Consider the following 16,197-nt stretch of genomic DNA (forward strand, 5'->3'; position numbering starts at 1 on the left):
TACGACAAATCAGCCTCCAGCGCTTATACAGATTTTGCAAGTCGCTTTTATTTTGATAGCACCATAGCGCCATCTGCAAACTAGGCTTGCGGGTGCGTGTGATAGATCTTGTTGACGATGCTCCAGTTGCCGTCGATCTTCAGCAGATTGAAGAAGTCCGTGAACCGCTGGCCCGCCACCTTTTCGCTGTCCAGGCGCACGCTCGCGGCCGTGCCAACAATGTCGACGCGCGCAATCACGGCCGTGGCTTCTGGCGAGGGTTCGAACTGGTCGACCAGGTCAAACAACTTCCCGATCTCGGGGCCGAACACCTCGCCGCCGTTGAGCCCGAAGATGGTGGCCTGCGCATGGAAGGCCGCCCGCATGCGGGCACCGCTGCCTTGTTGGTTGCCGTCGATGTAGTGGCCCAGCACCTGGACGATGGCTTGGTAATCCTGGATATAGCTCTGGCTTGGCATGGTTTGCTCCTGATGGATGGATGGATGGATGGATGGATGGGGATGGCGCGCCGGCTCAGTGCGCGGCGGCGTACTCTTCGGTCGACTTGTCGTTAGGATTGGCCCAGGCGGCCTTGGTCGCCTGCGATGCCGGCAGGTTGATGACGGCACCCGTAGGCGGAATCGGCTTCAAGAACCATTTGTCGTAGATGCTTGCGATCTCGCCGCTCTTCATCAGCCCACGCAAGCTGTTGTCGATGCTCTGCTTGAAAGCCGGGTCGTCTTTGCGCAGCATGATGGCGATGGGTTCTACGCCCAGCACCTCGCCCACGATCTTGTAGTCGGAGGGATTGCACGCGTTGGCGATGTTGCCGGCCAGCACCTGGGCATCCATCACGAAGGCGTCGGCGCGCCCTGACTCCAGGTTGAGCAGGCTCTCAGCGTGGTCCTTGCCAAACACTTCCTGGAACTCGACACCCTGGGCCCGCTGGTGCTTGCGCAGCACCTGCACGCTGGTCGTGCCGCTGGTGGTTGCCACCTTTTTACCGTTCAACTGGCCAATCGACTGGATGCCGGAATGGGCCTTGACGGCAATACGGATCTCTTCCATGTAGGTGGTGACGGCGAAGGCCACCTGCTGCTTGCGCGTCGCGTTATTAGTGGTGGAACCACACTCCAGGTCGATAGTTCCGTTCTGCAGCAACGGGATGCGGTTGGTGGAGGTGACCGGAACATAGCGGATGTCCAGCTTGGGAAGCCCGAGCTGCTTCTGGATGTCGGCCAGCGCACGTTGGCACAGCTCGATGTGGAAGCCGACATACTGCTCCTTGCCCAGGGTGTACGACAGTACGCCGGACGAATCCCGCACGCCCATCGTGACGGCGCCGGTCGATTTGATCTTCTGCAGTGTGTCCGCCTGCGCCGTGAGGGCCGTAAGGGCCGTAAGGGCCGTAAGGCCCGCGCAGGCGGCGATGAGGGTCAGAGCCAGGTGTTTCATGGTGGTTTTTCTCGTGGGGATATTGCTGCGGGGGCTTTACTTGGCAAACAGCTTGGTGATGTCGCCGAACGCCTTGAGCTCCAGCGCATTGCCCGACGGATCGAGGAAGAACATGGTGGCCTGTTCACCGGGCTCGCCCTTGAAGCGGATGTAGGGTTCGATGATGAATTCGATGCCGTGCGACTTCAGCCGATCTGCCATCGCATCCCAGTCGGACATCGGCAGCACGATGCCGAAATGGCGTACCGGCACCCCGTGGCCGTCGACAGCATTGCGCTGGGCCAGGCCGGTTTGGCTGGGCGCCAGATGCGCAACGATCTGGTGGCCGTAGAAGTTGAAGTCGATCCAGTCTTCCGAACTGCGGCCTTCGGGGCAGCCCAGAATTTCGCCGTAAAACTGGCGCGCCTTGGCCAGATCGTCCACCGGGAAAGCCAGGTGAAACGGGGAGAGCATCGCGGGATTCGTTTGGGGACTTTGCATTTTTGACCTTGGTAGTGAGGAAAGATGCGCAAGTGTGAATCCCCGATGAAAATAATAAAATCAATATATATTTAGTCTGAGTACAAATATTTTTTGTGATTGGCTGCGGCCCATCCACCACCTGGGAGCAGACGCATGATTCGCGAACTCAAGACCTTCGTCTCGGTGGCGAGGCAGGGCACATTTGCGGCGGCGGGCGAGTCCATCGGCCTCACCCAGGCCGCGGTCAGTGCGCAGATGCAGCGCCTGGAGGCCGAGCTGGGCTTTGCGCTCTTCGACCGCACCGGCCGGTCGGCGCGGCTCAACGCCATGGGGCACCAGACCCTGGACCGGGCCCAGGAGCTGATCCGCCTCTACAGCGACCTCGGGTCCCGCCAGAAGGGCCGGGCGGCGACGGTGTTGGTACGCATCGGTGCGATTGCATCGGTGCAAAGAACCCTGCTACCCGACGTGCTGGCCAAATTCCACAAGCAGTTTCCCGATTGCCGCTCCCGCGTGATTCCCGGTCTGTCGATGGATTTGGTGAACCGGGTGGATGCCGGGGATATCGACATGGCGGTGATCATCCGTCCGCCTTTTTCGCTGCATTCGGACTTGCGCTGGACCACGCTGTCGCGCGAGCCCTTCCGCCTGCTGGTGCCGCGCGCGGTGGAAGGCAGCGACTGGTCTGAACTGCTGGCCAGCCAGCCGTTCGTGCGCTACGACCGGGCCTCATTCGGCGGCCGACAGGTCGACCGCTTTCTGCGTGCAGCACACCTGCGGGTGCAAGAGGTCTGCGAGGTGGACGAGCTGGAAGCCATCGTGCGCCTGGTGGCGAACGGGGTCGGCATCGCGCTGGTACCGCAGACCAGCACCAACCGGCGCTGGCCTGCTGCAGTGCGCGCGATCAACCTCGGGCAGCACACCTTCCACCGGGACATTGGCCTGGTGCACCGCGCCCGCCGCAGCATGGGCGAGGCGGCCCAACAGCTGGCCGACCTGGTAGCTGCTGCCTACGGCGAAGCTCCGTCGGCGGCCGAAGCATGAAACAGCCATTCTGCGCTTATTCCACCTGCGCAGAATGCTACAGATGTCAGAGCAGAACCAGGCTATGACGCCCCCGCCCGCACCCGCGTAAACACCTTCCAGAAAGCCGCGTCCTGGGCGTTCGCAAAGTTGATGCGCATCAGGCTGCTGGGCTGGCGGTTGGCGTGGAACAGCGCGCCCGGGGCCAGCATATAGCCCTCGTCCAGCATGCGCTGGGCCAGCGCGTCGGTGTCCACGCCGGTATCCACCCAGCCAAACAGGCCGGCGGGCTCGGAGGCAAACCGGCAGCCGGCCGCCAGTACCAGCTTGGTGCTGCGGGCGCGCGCCTGGTCGAGCCGCTCGCGTACCCGTTCGGAATGGCGGCGCAGCTGGCCCTGGTCGATACACCAGGCCAGGGCTTTCTCCAGCAGGGCCGGGGTGGTCAGGGTGGCCAGCAGCTTGGTGTCGGTAAGCCGCTCGACAAGCGCCAGCGGCGCCGCCAGAAAGCCCACGCGCCAGCCCGGCGCCAGTATCTTGGAGAAACCGCTGGCGTACAGGGTGCGCTGCAGGCCGTCCAGCACACAAAGCCGGGTTGCGTGTTCGGGCGCCAGGTGGCTGTAGGTATCGTCTTCCAGGATGTAGAAGTTGTGCGCGTTCGCCAGGGTCAGCACCCGGTGCGCGCTGCCCGGCGTCAGGCTGAAGCCGGTGGGGTTGTGCAGCACGCTGACGCTGACGAACAGCTTAGGGCTGTGCGCCTCGCAGTAGCGCGCCATCACCTCCAGGTCCGGCCCGTCGGCATGGCGCGGCACCGGCAGGATGCGCATGCCCATGGCCTCAAGCCGGGCAAATTCCACCGCCCAGCCCGGCTCCTCGACCATCACATAGTCGCCGGCGCGCAGCAGGGTGCGGCTGGCGATGTCCAGCGCATGGGTGGCGCCCACGGTGGTGATGATCTGCTCGGGCCCGGCGTGCACATGCAGGCCGGCCAGCTTCTTGGACAGGCTCTGGCGCAGGCCCGGGTCGCCGGCCGGGTCGCCGTAGCGGCGCGAAAAGTCTGCCGTGCCGGCCGCCACCCGGCGCACGGCGGCGGGCATGAAGCTGTTCTCCAGCCAGTCGGGCGGCAGCACGCCCATGCCCGGCTGGGGCTTGTCGCTATCGCCCTGGAACATGCCGCGCATCAGGGCGGTGGCGTCGATGGGGCGGCGTGGTGGGCCCTCGTTTGCTCCTGAATGTGTAGCTGCTCGCGCAAGTACATCCTGCGCTGGAGTCGTTTCTCTTACATAAAAACCGCGGTTCTTGCGGGCTTCGACCAGGCCCAGCGCCAGCAGCCGATCGTAGGCCGCCACCACGGTGGATGCGCTCACCTGGTGCTGCTGCGCGCACTGGCGCACCGAGGGCAGGCGCGCACCGCCGGCCAGCAGGCGGCTGCGGATGCGCTCGGCGAAATGGCTGGCAAGCTGCTCGGTGAGCGACTGGGCGGCGGCTTTCATCAACATGGAATGCACTCCTGTGTGCTGGCCTCAGGACCAATACAGACAACAAACTGGCTGGTTAAAGTGTACTGCCAGTGTGCTGGTATTACCACTACATTGGATGTCCACTCTGTACTTGCCACCGCATGACTACCCTGCACGCCACCCTCCCCCTTGCGCCCACCTCCGCCGAGCGCCGTGGCCTGTGGCTGGGCCTGCTGGGGGTCGTGATTTTTGCGCTGACATTGCCAATGACGCGCATGGCCGTGGGCACACCGGCCGACCCACAGATGTCCGGCGTGTTCATTGCCATGGCCCGGGCCGCCGCCGCCGGGCTGCTGTCCATCGCCTTCCTGCTCGCCACCCGGGCACCGCTGCCGCAGCGCGCCGACTGGTGGCCGCTGGCCTTGACCGCCTTGGGCGCGGTGTTCGGCTTTCCGCTGCTGACCTCCATCGCCATGCGGCATGTGGAAGCGGTGCATGCCAGTGTGATCATCGGTGTGCTGCCCCTGACCACGGCCGCCGCCGGCGCCCTGCTGCACCGGCAGCGCCCGTCCACCGGCTTCTGGCTGTGTGCGGCCCTGGGCAGCGCGCTGGTAGTGGGCTTTGCGATGCTGCGCTCAGGCAGCGGCCTGGCCATCCAGTCCGCCGATGTACTGCTGTTGCTGGCCATGCTGTTCGGCGCCGTGGGCTACGGCTTCGGCGGCCTGCTGTCGCGGCGCATGCGGGCTGACCATGTGATCTGCTGGGCCTTGGTGATCTCGCTGCCGCTGACCGTACCGGGCGCGGCACTGACCTGGCCGGACGTGCAGTTGCAGCCCACCACCTGGCTGGCCTTTGGCTACCTGGCGGTGTTCTCGCAGTGGCTGGGCTTTTTTGCCTGGTACCGCGGCCTGGCGCTGGGCGGCACGGTGCGCGTCAGCCAGGTGCAGCTGGTACAGCCCTTTTTGAGCATGCTGTTTGCCGTGCCGCTGCTGGGCGAGACGCTGGACGCGGTGACGGTGGGTTTCGGCCTGGCGGTCATCGCCGTGGTTTTCATCGGCAAACGCATGCCGGTCCGTTGATTTTTCAGGAGATACCATGAGCACCCAACTCTTCTTTGCGTTGACGCTGTTTGCCTTTGTCAGCTCCGTCACCCCAGGCCCGAACAACCTGATGCTGCTGGCCTCGGGCGTGAACCACGGCTTTCGCGCCACCCTGCCGCACATGGTGGGTATTTCGGTCGGCGTGTTTATTCTGCTGACCTCGGTCGGCATGGGTCTAGGCCTGCTACTGGAACAGATACCGCAGCTGTACCTGGTGCTGAAGTGGCTGGGTGCGGCCTACCTGCTGTACCTGGCCTGGGGCGTGGCTACGGCCGGCGCACCGAAGGACGCGGAAGCCAAACGCCCGATCAGCTTCTGGGGCGCCGCCGGCTTCCAGTGGGTGAATCCGAAAGCCTGGGTCATGGCCGTGGGTGCGTTCAGCAGCTACCTGCCGGCCCACAGCGGCAGTGCCCTGGTGCTGGGCACGGCGATCTTGTTCGCCGTGGTGAACCTACCGACCATCAGCCTGTGGGCTTTGTTCGGCAGCCGCCTGCGCCACTGGTTGCGCATACCCCACTACCGCCGGATTTTCAACGGTTTGATGGCGGTTTTGCTGGTCGCTTCGCTCGCGCCCATGCTGTCCTAACCGACAATCGGCGCACTCCCATATTTTTGTACTACTGCCGCGCTGTGCGGCCCGCTGAAAGACACTTATGAGCATTCCCGCCAACCCCTGGACCTTGGCCGCCCGCACCGAGAAGATGAACTCCTCGGTGATCCGTGAAATCCTCAAAGTGACCGAACGCCCCGGCATCATCAGCTTTGCCGGCGGCCTGCCCTCGCCCAAGACCTTCCCGGTGGCCGAATTCGCCGCCGCCTGCGAAAAAGTGCTGCGCGAAGACGGCAAGGGCGCGCTGCAGTACGCGGCCAGCGAAGGCTATGGCCCGCTGCGCGAAATCGTCGCCGCCGGCCTGCCCTGGAAGGTAGACCCCGCCCAGGTGCTGATCACCACCGGCTCGCAGCAGGGGCTGGACCTGATCGGCAAGGTGCTGATCGACCCGGGCAGTAAGGTGCTGGTCGAAACCCCCACCTACCTGGGTGCGCTGCAGGCGTTTGCGCCCATGGAGCCCAAGGTGGTCAGCGTGGCCAGCGATGACGAGGGCGTGGACCTGGACGACCTGGGCCGCAAGGCGGACAACGGCCGCTTTCTGTACGTGCTGCCCAACTTCCAGAACCCCACCGGCCGCACCATGACCGAAGCCCGCCGCGCCGCCCTGGTGGAGCGTGCCGCGGCACTGGGCCTGCCGCTGGTCGAAGACAACCCCTATGGCGACCTGTGGTTCGACGCGCCGCCGCCCGCGCCGCTGACAGGCCGCAACCCCGACGGTGGCGTCTACATGGGCTCGTTCTCCAAGGTGCTGGCGCCCGGCCTGCGCCTGGGCTACGTGATCGCCCCCAAGGCCATCATGCCCAAGCTACTGCAGGCCAAGCAGGCCGCCGACCTGCACAGCCCCAGCTTCAACCAGCGCATGGTGGTGGCGGTGATGCAGGACGGCTTCCTGGCCCGCCACGTGCCGACCATCCGCACGCTGTACAAAGCCCAGCGCGACGCCATGCTGGCCGCTTTGACCCGCGAAATGCCTGCCGGCGTGACCTGGAACACACCTGACGGCGGCATGTTCCTGTGGGCCCGCCTGCCCGAAGGCGTGCACGCCGTGGACCTGCTGCCCAAGGCCGTGGACCAGGGCGTGGCCTTTGTGCCCGGCACCGCCTTCTATGCCGACAACGCCGATCCGCGCAGCATGCGTCTGTCCTTCGTGACCGCCAGCGTGGAACAAATCAATATTGGCATCAAGGCCCTGGCCTCGGCCATCCGCGCCCTCTAAACTCGCACCCAATCCCCCTCTCCCCCGGCGGGGGGGACCGGGGGACACTTTCACCCAGCCCACACTACCCGCCATGTCCACACTGCAACGCCCCTTCCAGCAAGTCGATGTTTTCACGCCCACCCCCTACCAGGGCAACCCCCTGGCGGTGGTGATGGACGGCTCCGGTCTGAGCGATGCGCAGATGCTGCGCTTTGCCAACTGGAGCAATCTGTCGGAAACCGCCTTTGTGCTGCCGCCTACCGAGGCCGGCCGGGCCGCCGGTGCCGACTACCAGGTGCGCATCTTCAGCCCCATCGACGAAATGCGCTTTGCCGGCCACCCCACGTTGGGCAGCTGCCACGCCTGGCTGCAGGCCGATGGCCAGCCGCAAGCCCGGGGCTATGTGGTGCAGGAGTGCAAGGTCGGCCTGGTGAAGATCCGCCGCGTCGACAGCCGCTTGTTCTTTGCCGCCCCGCCTTTGAGGCGCAGCGCGCCCAGCCCCATGCTGCTGGCCCAGGTGGCCGCCGCCCTGGGGCTGAAGGCCCGCGACGTGCTGGCCGCCCAGACCCTGGACAACGGCTCGGCCTGGCTGGGCCTGCTGCTGGACAACCCGCACACCGTGCTGCAGCTCAAGCCCGACCAGCTGGCGCTGAAGAACCTGGGCCACAAGGTCGGCGTGGTCGGCATTTACCCCCAGCCCGAGGCCCCGGCCCTGATTGGCCGCTCGAACCGCGAGGCCCGCGCCTTCAGCCAGTCGGCCGCCGCCAGCGGCTCCGAGCCGCACCTGGAAGTGCGGGCCTTTGGCGCGCCGGTCGGCATCCTCGAAGACCCGGTCACCGGCAGCCTGAACGCCAGCCTGGCCCAGTGGCTGATCGCCGACGGCTACGCGCCCGAGCAGTACCTGGTGTCGCAAGGCACCTGCCTGGACCGCATGGGCCGCATCCACATCGAACGCGATGCCGACGGCCAGGTTTGGGTCGGCGGCGAGTCGGTGACCTGCATCAGCGGCAGCGTGCTGCTGTAGGCCGCTTACTCTTTTTTTGATAGCTGCTTGCGCAGTCTTTATTGCGCCAGCAGCCTTTTTTACATTAAACCGCCATGCACCAGCGCCGCTTCCAGCAAGTCGATGTCTTCACCCCTGTACCCTACCAGGGCAACCCGCTGGCCGTGGTGCTGGACGGTGCCGACCTGGGTGACGCCGAGCTGCAGCGCTTTGCCAACTGGACCAATCTGTCGGAAACCACTTTTCTGCTGCCGCCCAGCGCAGCCGGTCGGGCTGCGGGCGCCGACTACCGGGTGCGCATCTTCGACCCGGTGAGCGAGCTGCGTTTTGCCGGCCACCCCACGCTGGGCAGCTGCCACGCCTGGCTGCAGGCCGGCGGCCAGCCGCAGCGGCCGGACCGGGTGGTGCAGGAATGCCAGGTCGGCCTGGTGCAGATCCGCCGCGTCGGCCAGCGCCTGCTGTTTGCCGCACCGCCGCTGCAGCGCAGCGCGCCCAGCCCCATGCTGCTGGCCCAGGTGGAGGCCGCGCTGGGCCTGAAGCCGCAGCACATCCTGGCCGCGCAGACCCTGGACAACGGCCTGCCCTGGCTGGGCATCCTGCTCGACAGCCCGCAAACCGTGCTGCAGCTGCAGCCCAACCACCAGGCACTGAAGCAGATCGGCGTCACCGTGGGCGTGGCCGCTGTCTATGCCGACGCGCCCAGCCCCCAGCTGGAAGTGCGGGCCTTCGCCGCCGCCGTCGACGTGCCCGAAGACCCGGTGACCGGCAGCCTGAACGCCAGCCTGGCCCAGTGGCTGATCGCCGAGGGCTACGCGCCCACCCAGTACCTGGCCACCCAGGGCCGCTGCCTGGGCCGCAACGGCCAGGTCCACATTGAGCGCGACGCCGAGGGCCAGGTCTGGGTCGGCGGAGCATCGGTGACCTGCGTGGACGGCACGGTACAGCTGTAACCTGCGCGGCCCCAAAAAGACTCTGAACAGGTTCTAAAAATAGCTTGCAGCGCAGCATCTGCCTGCACAATAAGCTATCAAATCAGGAGTTGACCGATATGCACAAAGCATGGATCGCCGCCGGCCTCGCGCTGGCATGGGTGGGCGCCGCTCAGGCTGCCGAAGTCAAACTGCGCATCCTGGAGACCACCGATGTGCACATGAACCTGCTGAGCTACGACTACTACCAGGACAAGCCCACCGACCAGTACGGCCTGGCGCGCACCATCAGCCTGATCAAGGCCGCCCGCGCCGAGGCGCCGAACAGCCTGCTGTTCGACAACGGCGACCTGCTGCAGGGCAACCCGCTGGGCGACCTGGTGGCCAAGGTGCGGCCGCTGCAGGACGGCCAGATCCACCCGGCCTACAAGGTGATGAACCAGTTGGCCTACGATGCCGCCAACCTGGGCAACCACGAGTTCAACTACGGCCTGCCATTCCTGCAGCGCGCGCTCAAGGGAGCGAACTTTCCCTACGTCAATGCCAACATCTACCGGGCCGATGCGCCGGACCAGCATGCATTCACGCCCTACATCCTGCTCAAGCGCGAGCTGGTGGACGCCGACGGTAAAAAGCATCCCATCACCATCGGCGTGATCGGCTTCGCCCCGCCGCAGATCCTGCAGTGGGACAAGGCGAATCTGGAGGGCAAGGTACTGGTGCGCGACATCGTGGCCACAGCGCAAAAGTACGTGCCCGAGATGCGCGCCAAGGGCGCCCAGCTGGTGGTGGCGATTCCGCACAGCGGCTTCGAGAAGGGCGAGGTCGGCATGCTGGCCGAAAACGCCGTTTCCAAGCTGGCCGAGGTGCCGGGCATAGACGCCATCCTGTTCGGCCACGCGCATGCCGAATTCCCCAGCCCGGCCTTCGCCAGCTACCCCAAGGTGGACGCAGCCCGCGGCACCATCAACGGAGTGGCCGCGGTGATGCCGGGCCGCTGGGGCGACCACCTGGGCGTGGTCGACTTCCGGCTGGACAACGCCAGCGGCAGCTGGAAGGTGCTCAGCAGCCAGTCGTCGATCCGGCCGATCTTTGACCGCGCCGCCAAGCAGTCGCTGGCCGCCGCCGACCCGCTGGTCGAGCAGGCGATTGGCGCCGAGCACGCGCAGACGCTGGACTACGTGCGCAACAAGGTGGCCTTCAGCAGCGCGCCCATCTACAGCTACTTTGCCCAGGTCAGCGACGACCCGTCGGTGCAGATCGTCTCCAACGCGCAGACCGCCTACGTGAAGCGCGCCATGCAGGGCACGGACTACGAAAAGTACCCGGTGCTGTCGGCCGCCGCGCCCTTCAAATCCGGCGGCCGCCAGGGCTGGGCCTACTACACCGACATCCCCGCCGGCCCGTTGGCCATCAAGCACATGGCCGATCTGTACATCTACCCCAACACCTTGAAAGCCATGCTGCTGACCGGCGCCGAGGTGCAGGAATGGCTGGAAATGTCGGCCGGCCAGTTCCGCCAGATCGCCCCCCAAGGCCCGGCCCAGCAGCCGCTGGTGAACGACGCGTTCCCCTCGTACAACTTCGACACCATCGACGGCGTGGCCTACGAGCTGGACCTGACCCAGCCCGCCAAGTACGACGCCAAGGGCGCGGTGGCCGCGGCCGGCGCCAACCGGGTGAAGAACCTGCGCTTCGCCGGCCAGCCCATCGACCCCGCGGCCAAATTCATCGTCGCCACCAACAACTACCGGGCGTTCGGCGGCGGCAACTTCCCGGCCCTGAATGCCAGCAAGGTGGTGCTCGACGCGCCGGATGAGAACCGCCAGGTGCTGGTCGAATACCTGGCGCTGGTGAACACCTTGACACCCGGCGGCCAGGTCAACCCCACGGCCGACGGCAACTGGAAGATCCGCCCGGTGCCCGGCGTGCGCATGGCCTTCACCTCGGGTAGCGGCGGCATCCGCTACCTGGCGAACCACCCGGGCATCAAGCTGGAGAAGGACAATGGCGACGGGTCGGCGTTGTACACCTTGGGGGAGTAGAGGGTGCTATCGGATTTGTAGCCTCTGGCGCTTATTCTCTGTGCGTTGGCGGTCGATTGGGCTTGTGATTGGCTTGGGGGGAGGGTTATGGGTGTTTGCCAGAGATCCCCGGCCGGGGATCTCTGGCAAACACCGGTCTGGCCAAAACGGCCCACAGCACAAGATAATGCTTTTCGAGGCGCATCAGGGATGCCATTTATTCAGTCGCAGCAATATATCCTGCCATGTATAGCAGCCCGAATCATCAGTGATACTTCGACTGTCCTGGCCAGTTCTGGACTGCGTTCCACAATACCAGCCCTTCCATCAGCAGACATGGTTTGCCTGTTGTTTAAACACCGATCACCCATCTGGCCCATGCATTTTTCCACCTTGTCCAAGACCAAAAAGACTTTGGCAGCGCTGGCATTGCTTGTGTTTGCGCTCGTTTATTTCTTTGCCAAGAACGATTTCCAATATTTCAAATACTACGTCTACGACTTTACGCACGAAAGCGATAGATTCGCAGCGTTAGTGAATGCGCAGCTAGTGAGTACGCAAGGAGATACGGCGGCAAGTGCCGTCGCCGAGTCAAAAACAATGGCCATCTTTACCGGCGATACAGGCCATATCACCAAGGGCAAGCTTCTGGATGCAAGCTACAAAAAAGAGTACGACCAGCTTCCTGAAAAACTGTACGCCCCCAGTTTTGGTGACATCTTTTACTGCGTTACCTGCACAGACGACAAAGGCACAAAGCAACCCGGATACTCCATGATTGAAACGAATTCACCACAGGATCTGGAAAAGTATCAACCGAAGCTTGCTCAGGAAAACTGGAAAGCGTATTTAAAGCTCGCCATGAAGGGCGCTGTTGAATACCCCACCCTGCTGCCCGCCATCCTGAACGACAACTACCTGGTCTCGGCAGAAGACTTCAGCAGAAAATACGGCCACAACTTCGATGCGTTTTATCTCAAGGAATTGCCGTATGGCGTCAAAGAGAAACTCATGAGGTTTTACGCATCCGACGAAGGAACCAACTATCGATTCCTGAAATCCGGAAATCTCAAATACTCCAGCCTGTTAAGAAAAGGCAATTTCAGCGGGCCAGACAAAGAAGAAATCGCAATTCTTCTTAAAGACACGCGAGAAGAACTGAACGAGACCTACCTCCTCCTGGTTTTCCTCAAAAAGAACGATACCGCGCTTCATCCGGAGTACTACATCGCATTCAACGAAGTTTTTCAAGGCAAGGTCATCCTTGAAACTATTTATCCCGATCCGGAGGAGCGCTGGGATCACAAGGTATTTATGAATACGGAAGAGAAAGTCGAAACCAGGTACGACAGCTTGCGAATTCTCCAGCCCGAACAGAAAGACAATGTCCTGGTTTACGATGAAAAATTCGACGGAATGAGGAAGTACGTACAGCTTCCAAAGTCCGAGATAAAAACAATATCTCGTGATTAACCGCCAAAATCCAGCCGCAAGCGCACCGTGCCCAGCGGCGCCTCCACACCGCCCGCACCAAAGCTGCGCTCTACCACGCTGACCTGGCTGCGCGCATGCTGCAGCAGGGTGCTGGCGCGGGTGCCGTAGTGCGGCAAGTGCACAAAGGCGGCAGACAAGGCGCGCTCCAGCTCCAGGCCCACGCCGGTGGTGGGCAGGTCGGCATCGTCGGCCACGCAGGTATCGGCCAGCAGGTTCCACAAAGCCGCTTCCAGCGCCGGGCTGATGTCGGGCGACTCGGCCGCCTGGTGGGCCTGCAGCACCTCGGCAAACGCACGGCGCAGCTGCACCAGCTTGGGCCAGGGCGTGTCGAAGTCGGCATTCGACACCGCCCAGACACCGGGCTGGGGTGCGAAATGGCGCCGGTGCCGGCTCTCGAAGGCCACCAGCTGCTGGCCATCGAACAGCAGCAGGTTGAAGGCGTTAAAGGCGTCCGAGCGCGCCGCCAGCGCCTGCGCAAACTTGTCCGCCCCCAGCGGGCTCTGCAAGAAGTCGGTAACGATGCCGCCGCGCGACGGCGCATCGGCGCGGTTATGGCCCGGGTCGCGGTAATTGGTCAGCGCCGCCAGCCGACCACTGGGCTGGTGCACGCCCATCCAGGTGCCGCCGCCCTGCTGGTCCTGCCCGGCCACGATCTGCCCGCCACCGGCTTCCGGCCAGGCATGCAAAGGCAGCGTAGGGCGCGCGTAGAACTCATCGCGGTTGGCGGCGATGGTCAGCGGCACGCGGGCGTCGGGCTGCCATTGGAAGGTGAGTAGGCACATGGGGAAGGTAGGAGTTTGCTATTGTGTTTATAGCTTCTCATGCATATCTGATAAGCGCGAGGGCTTATTTCCTGCCCCACGCGCAGCCCTCAGGTCAGCGAAAACTTCTCGCTGGGAAACGCGTCCTTGGGATTCGGGCCAAAGCGGTTGCTGCCGGGCTGGCTGTCCTTGAGGCTGAACACCAACAGGACGATGGCGCCGACCACCGGGACCACCGCGATCAGCAGCCACCAGCCGCTGCGGTCTATGTCGTGCAGGCGCCGCACGCCCACCGCCAGCGAGGGCAGCAGCAGGCCCAGCGCCACGATGCTGCCGAACACGCCCACGCCCGCCTGCCGATTGAATGCACCGACCATGCCGTCGAGCAGGGCCGCGCCTATCGCGAGTCCGAAGTAAAACAGAAAGAAGTACCAGTACTCGCTGCGTTGCGCGCGGCCGGAAAACACCGCGTATTTCTTCAGGGCATCGACAAACCAGTTCATTGCACTCTCCCTCGTGGCACAGCGCCGCCGCCCGCCCCTGTGGCGCACGGCCCGCCTAGCCCCTACGCTGAAATTATGGCCGTGTCTGGGCAGATTTTTCTGTGACGCATGACCCGAATCCGAACGCCCTAGCCCGCCGCCGGGTTGCAGATGGCATTCAGGTCCATGGTGAGCAAAGCGCCCTTTTTCGGCAGATCGGCCACGCAGATGACGGTGCGCGCCGGCAGGTGGCTGGTGAACACCTCGGCGTAGGCGCGGTTCATGGCCGCAAAGTCTTCGACGTGCTTGAGGTAGACATGGACGTGCATCACGTCTTCCAGGCGCGCGCCCACCGACTCCAACATCCGCCGGAAGTTCTGCAGGATTTGCCGCGACTGGGAATAGGCGTCGGTACCGGCCATCAGCCCGGTAGCACTGTCCACCCCCGGCGTGCCGGAAATGGAGATGAAGGGGCCGGACTTGGCGATGTGGCTGTATGGCCCGATGGGCGTGAACAGATCGGGCGGGGTGAAGGTTTCTACGGTCATGGTGAACAGGGCTCAGATAGCATGGACAGGACGGGGCGCAGGGAAACGCTTCCTGAATTCTAGGGTGCCCGCCGCCCGTTCCGGAGATGGGCCCACTCTCATATTGAGAGCAGCTTACGCAGGTAGATACTGCGCTACTGGCCAAAATAGGCTCAATATTTCAGCGGTTACCGATATCCGCCGGCAGCAGCCCATAAACACTGGCGTCCTCGGCCACGCCGTTGAAATACAGGCGGTTGCGTGCATCGCATTCCTTGCGGGCACCGACGGCCTGGGCCACGCGGTGGCTGGCCGCGTTGTGCAGCAGCACGATGATCTCCAGCCGGGTCAACGCCAGCTCTTTGAAGCCGATATCAGCCGCCATCCGTGCCGCCGCGCGGGCCACGCCGCGGCCGGTATGCGGCGTTCCCACCCAGTAGCCCAGGCTGCCCATACGGTAGGCCGAATTTACGTCGTGGATGCCGGTGCCGCCCAGCACCTGGCCGCTCGCCAGGTCAAAAATACCCAGCGGAAACGCGCTTCCGGCGCGCCACACGTCCTCGCAATAGGCCATCCAGGCCTGGGCGTCCTGCAGACTGTAGGCGGGCGTGCACCAGGGCATCCAGTACGAGAGCGAATCTATCGACGCGCACACGGCGGCATAGAAAGCGTCCGCATCCGCAGGGCTGAACGGGCGGACCGTAATCCGGTCGTTGGCACGCACCACCACCTCAGGCCAGCCCGCGCGGCTGCTCCAGCCAATGCGCCTTCGCCGCCACATCCCGCCATTCGGCGTGGCCAGGCAAGGGCGCGCGGGGCCGGGTGATGGACCGCCACTGCGGACTCTTGGCCAGACGGGCGTTGAGCGCGATGTAGGGGCGCTGCGCATCGTTCGCCTCGGCGGCATTGACGATGGCGTTCACCGGGCATTCGGCTACGCAGATCGAGCAGTCTATGCAGCTGTCTGGGTCGATCACCAGAAAGTTCGGGCCTTCGACGAAGCAGTCCATGGGGCAGACGGCGACGCAGTCGGTGTATTTGCACTGTATGCAGGGTTCGGTCACGATGAAGGGCATGGCCGTATCATCGTAGACGAAGATGACAGAGCGGTCATGCCGGCCGCCATCCGCGCCAACGCCCGCCGTTTCCCAGCCGCCTCTCCATCCCCTACACAGCCGCCATGCGCATCCAACTAGACGACCTCCAAGGCCCTGAAATCCACGCTCTGCTGGAAGAACATATGCGTGGCATGCACGCCCTTTCACCACCCGAAAGCGTGCATGCGCTGGACCTGGACGGCCTGCGCCAGCCGAACGTGCGCTTCTGGACCGCCTGGGACGGCGCCGACCTGCTGGGTTGCGGCGCCTTGAAGCAGCTGGATGCCGAACACGCCGAGATCAAATCCATGCGCACCGCCGAACAGCATCTGCGTAAAGGTGTGGCACGTGCGCTGCTGGCGCATATCGTGGAGCAGGCGCAAGCGCTGGGCTTGCGGCGCCTCAGCCTGGAGACCGGCCCTGTGCCCGGCTTCGCCGCAGCGCACAGGCTGTACCAAGCGTTTGGTTTCCAGGAATGCGGGCCGTTTGCCGACTACAAGCTGGACCCGCACAGCGTGTTCATGACGCGGCTGCTGTAACGCAACGCTACAAAAACAATAGCCACCTGTGCAGGCAGAACCTGCATCAGGTGGCTA

18 protein-coding genes are annotated in these 16,197 nt (G+C 64.1%); 9 read left to right on the forward strand and 9 right to left on the reverse strand.

The window, feature by feature from the left end:
- Positions 1-80 precede the first annotated feature (80 nt).
- From J2X19_RS21305 to J2X19_RS21315, 3 genes are read right to left on the reverse strand one after another with little or no spacing between them, the layout of a single operon-like run.
- Positions 81-458, reverse strand: a complete 378-nt coding sequence (locus J2X19_RS21305) for a nuclear transport factor 2 family protein (protein WP_310376320.1) — start codon at positions 456-458, stop codon at positions 81-83.
- Positions 459-513: 55 nt separating this feature from the next.
- A complete protein-coding gene (locus tag J2X19_RS21310) occupies positions 514-1,434 on the reverse strand; it encodes an amino acid ABC transporter substrate-binding protein (RefSeq protein ID WP_405048716.1) in 921 nt (306 codons plus the stop codon).
- Positions 1,435-1,470: 36 nt separating this feature from the next.
- On the reverse strand, positions 1,471-1,887 hold the full coding sequence (locus J2X19_RS21315) for a VOC family protein (RefSeq protein ID WP_310376322.1): 417 nt from the start codon (positions 1,885-1,887) through the stop codon (positions 1,471-1,473).
- A 162-nt stretch (positions 1,888-2,049) separates the two neighbouring features.
- On the opposite strand from J2X19_RS21315, the gene J2X19_RS21320 reads away from it, so the two are divergent.
- Positions 2,050-2,940 carry a LysR family transcriptional regulator gene (locus tag J2X19_RS21320; RefSeq protein WP_310376324.1) on the forward strand — a complete coding sequence of 297 codons (891 nt, stop codon included), beginning with the start codon at positions 2,050-2,052 and terminating at the stop codon, positions 2,938-2,940.
- Positions 2,941-3,002: 62 nt separating this feature from the next.
- On the opposite strand, the gene J2X19_RS21325 is transcribed toward J2X19_RS21320, so the two are convergent.
- Positions 3,003-4,415 carry an aminotransferase-like domain-containing protein gene (locus J2X19_RS21325; RefSeq protein WP_310376326.1) on the reverse strand — a complete coding sequence of 471 codons (1,413 nt, stop codon included), beginning with the start codon at positions 4,413-4,415 and terminating at the stop codon, positions 3,003-3,005.
- Positions 4,416-4,537: 122 nt separating this feature from the next.
- Between J2X19_RS21325 and J2X19_RS21330 the strand changes: the two genes are divergently transcribed.
- From J2X19_RS21330 to J2X19_RS21360, 7 genes are all read left to right on the forward strand, one after another.
- The gene (locus tag J2X19_RS21330) at positions 4,538-5,455 is read left to right on the forward strand and encodes a DMT family transporter (protein ID WP_310376328.1); all 918 of its coding nucleotides are present in this window, start codon (positions 4,538-4,540) and stop codon (positions 5,453-5,455) included.
- 16 nt (positions 5,456-5,471) lie between these two features.
- On the forward strand, positions 5,472-6,062 hold the full coding sequence (locus J2X19_RS21335; RefSeq protein WP_116606916.1) for a LysE family translocator: 591 nt from the start codon (positions 5,472-5,474) through the stop codon (positions 6,060-6,062).
- Between the two features lie 67 nt (positions 6,063-6,129).
- Positions 6,130-7,302 carry an aminotransferase-like domain-containing protein gene (locus J2X19_RS21340; RefSeq protein ID WP_116606915.1) on the forward strand — a complete coding sequence of 391 codons (1,173 nt, stop codon included), beginning with the start codon at positions 6,130-6,132 and terminating at the stop codon, positions 7,300-7,302.
- A gap of 73 nt (positions 7,303-7,375) precedes the next feature.
- Positions 7,376-8,308 carry a PhzF family phenazine biosynthesis protein gene (locus tag J2X19_RS21345; RefSeq protein WP_310376331.1) on the forward strand — a complete coding sequence of 311 codons (933 nt, stop codon included), beginning with the start codon at positions 7,376-7,378 and terminating at the stop codon, positions 8,306-8,308.
- Between the two features lie 74 nt (positions 8,309-8,382).
- Positions 8,383-9,237: a PhzF family phenazine biosynthesis protein gene (locus J2X19_RS21350; protein WP_310376334.1), complete on the forward strand. Its 855-nt coding sequence runs from the start codon at positions 8,383-8,385 to the stop codon at positions 9,235-9,237.
- 98 nt (positions 9,238-9,335) lie between these two features.
- On the forward strand, positions 9,336-11,261 hold the full coding sequence (locus tag J2X19_RS21355; protein WP_310376337.1) for a bifunctional 2',3'-cyclic-nucleotide 2'-phosphodiesterase/3'-nucleotidase: 1,926 nt from the start codon (positions 9,336-9,338) through the stop codon (positions 11,259-11,261).
- 189 nt (positions 11,262-11,450) lie between these two features.
- Complete coding sequence (locus J2X19_RS21360) at positions 11,451-12,713, forward strand: hypothetical protein (protein WP_310376339.1); 1,263 nt, start codon at positions 11,451-11,453, stop codon at positions 12,711-12,713.
- Here the strand turns inward: J2X19_RS21360 and J2X19_RS21365 are convergent.
- The 5 genes from J2X19_RS21365 to fdxA all read right to left on the reverse strand — a co-directional run bounded on the left by J2X19_RS21365 (position 12,710) and on the right by fdxA (position 15,580).
- Positions 12,710-13,516, reverse strand: a complete 807-nt coding sequence (locus J2X19_RS21365) for an NRDE family protein (RefSeq protein ID WP_310376341.1) — start codon at positions 13,514-13,516, stop codon at positions 12,710-12,712. The two genes, J2X19_RS21360 and J2X19_RS21365, sit on opposite strands and share 4 nt — an antisense overlap.
- An 89-nt stretch (positions 13,517-13,605) precedes the next feature.
- Positions 13,606-13,998 carry a DUF805 domain-containing protein gene (locus J2X19_RS21370; RefSeq protein WP_116606910.1) on the reverse strand — a complete coding sequence of 131 codons (393 nt, stop codon included), beginning with the start codon at positions 13,996-13,998 and terminating at the stop codon, positions 13,606-13,608.
- 128 nt (positions 13,999-14,126) lie between these two features.
- Complete coding sequence (locus tag J2X19_RS21375; RefSeq protein ID WP_310376343.1) at positions 14,127-14,525, reverse strand: RidA family protein; 399 nt, start codon at positions 14,523-14,525, stop codon at positions 14,127-14,129.
- Between the two features lie 160 nt (positions 14,526-14,685).
- A complete protein-coding gene (locus J2X19_RS21380) occupies positions 14,686-15,285 on the reverse strand; it encodes a GNAT family N-acetyltransferase (protein WP_310376344.1) in 600 nt (199 codons plus the stop codon).
- Positions 15,236-15,580 (reverse strand): ferredoxin FdxA, encoded by a 345-nt coding sequence (gene fdxA / locus J2X19_RS21385; RefSeq protein ID WP_310376346.1) that lies wholly within the window; start codon positions 15,578-15,580, stop codon positions 15,236-15,238. The genes J2X19_RS21380 and fdxA overlap by 50 nt, the downstream gene beginning before the upstream one ends.
- 104 nt (positions 15,581-15,684) lie before the next feature.
- On the opposite strand from fdxA, the gene J2X19_RS21390 reads away from it, so the two are divergent.
- The gene (locus tag J2X19_RS21390) at positions 15,685-16,140 is read left to right on the forward strand and encodes a GNAT family N-acetyltransferase (protein ID WP_310376348.1); all 456 of its coding nucleotides are present in this window, start codon (positions 15,685-15,687) and stop codon (positions 16,138-16,140) included.
- Positions 16,141-16,197 lie beyond the last annotated feature (57 nt).

The organism is Rhodoferax ferrireducens, assembly GCF_031458075.1.
Classification (GTDB): Bacteria; Pseudomonadota; Gammaproteobacteria; order Burkholderiales; family Burkholderiaceae_C; genus Rhodoferax_B; species Rhodoferax_B ferrireducens_A.

Coding starts and splice junctions, on each gene's coding strand:
- J2X19_RS21320 (WP_310376324.1), top strand. CDS start 2,050: ATGATTCGCGAACTCAAGACCTTCGTCTCGGTGGCGAGGCAGGGCACA.
- J2X19_RS21315 (WP_310376322.1), bottom strand. CDS start 1,887: ATGCTCTCCCCGTTTCACCTGGCTTTCCCGGTGGACGATCTGGCCAAG.
- J2X19_RS21340 (WP_116606915.1), top strand. CDS start 6,130: ATGAGCATTCCCGCCAACCCCTGGACCTTGGCCGCCCGCACCGAGAAG.
- J2X19_RS21380 (WP_310376344.1), bottom strand. CDS start 15,285: ATGTGGCGGCGAAGGCGCATTGGCTGGAGCAGCCGCGCGGGCTGGCCT.
- J2X19_RS21355 (WP_310376337.1), top strand. CDS start 9,336: ATGCACAAAGCATGGATCGCCGCCGGCCTCGCGCTGGCATGGGTGGGC.
- J2X19_RS21360 (WP_310376339.1), top strand. CDS start 11,451: ATGCCATTTATTCAGTCGCAGCAATATATCCTGCCATGTATAGCAGCC.
- J2X19_RS21345 (WP_310376331.1), top strand. CDS start 7,376: ATGTCCACACTGCAACGCCCCTTCCAGCAAGTCGATGTTTTCACGCCC.
- J2X19_RS21365 (WP_310376341.1), bottom strand. CDS start 13,516: ATGTGCCTACTCACCTTCCAATGGCAGCCCGACGCCCGCGTGCCGCTG.
- J2X19_RS21325 (WP_310376326.1), bottom strand. CDS start 4,415: ATGTTGATGAAAGCCGCCGCCCAGTCGCTCACCGAGCAGCTTGCCAGC.
- J2X19_RS21305 (WP_310376320.1), bottom strand. CDS start 458: ATGCCAAGCCAGAGCTATATCCAGGATTACCAAGCCATCGTCCAGGTG.
- fdxA (WP_310376346.1), bottom strand. CDS start 15,580: ATGCCCTTCATCGTGACCGAACCCTGCATACAGTGCAAATACACCGAC.
- J2X19_RS21350 (WP_310376334.1), top strand. CDS start 8,383: ATGCACCAGCGCCGCTTCCAGCAAGTCGATGTCTTCACCCCTGTACCC.
- J2X19_RS21335 (WP_116606916.1), top strand. CDS start 5,472: ATGAGCACCCAACTCTTCTTTGCGTTGACGCTGTTTGCCTTTGTCAGC.
- J2X19_RS21310 (WP_405048716.1), bottom strand. CDS start 1,434: ATGAAACACCTGGCTCTGACCCTCATCGCCGCCTGCGCGGGCCTTACG.
- J2X19_RS21375 (WP_310376343.1), bottom strand. CDS start 14,525: ATGACCGTAGAAACCTTCACCCCGCCCGATCTGTTCACGCCCATCGGG.
- J2X19_RS21330 (WP_310376328.1), top strand. CDS start 4,538: ATGACTACCCTGCACGCCACCCTCCCCCTTGCGCCCACCTCCGCCGAG.
- J2X19_RS21390 (WP_310376348.1), top strand. CDS start 15,685: ATGCGCATCCAACTAGACGACCTCCAAGGCCCTGAAATCCACGCTCTG.
- J2X19_RS21370 (WP_116606910.1), bottom strand. CDS start 13,998: ATGAACTGGTTTGTCGATGCCCTGAAGAAATACGCGGTGTTTTCCGGC.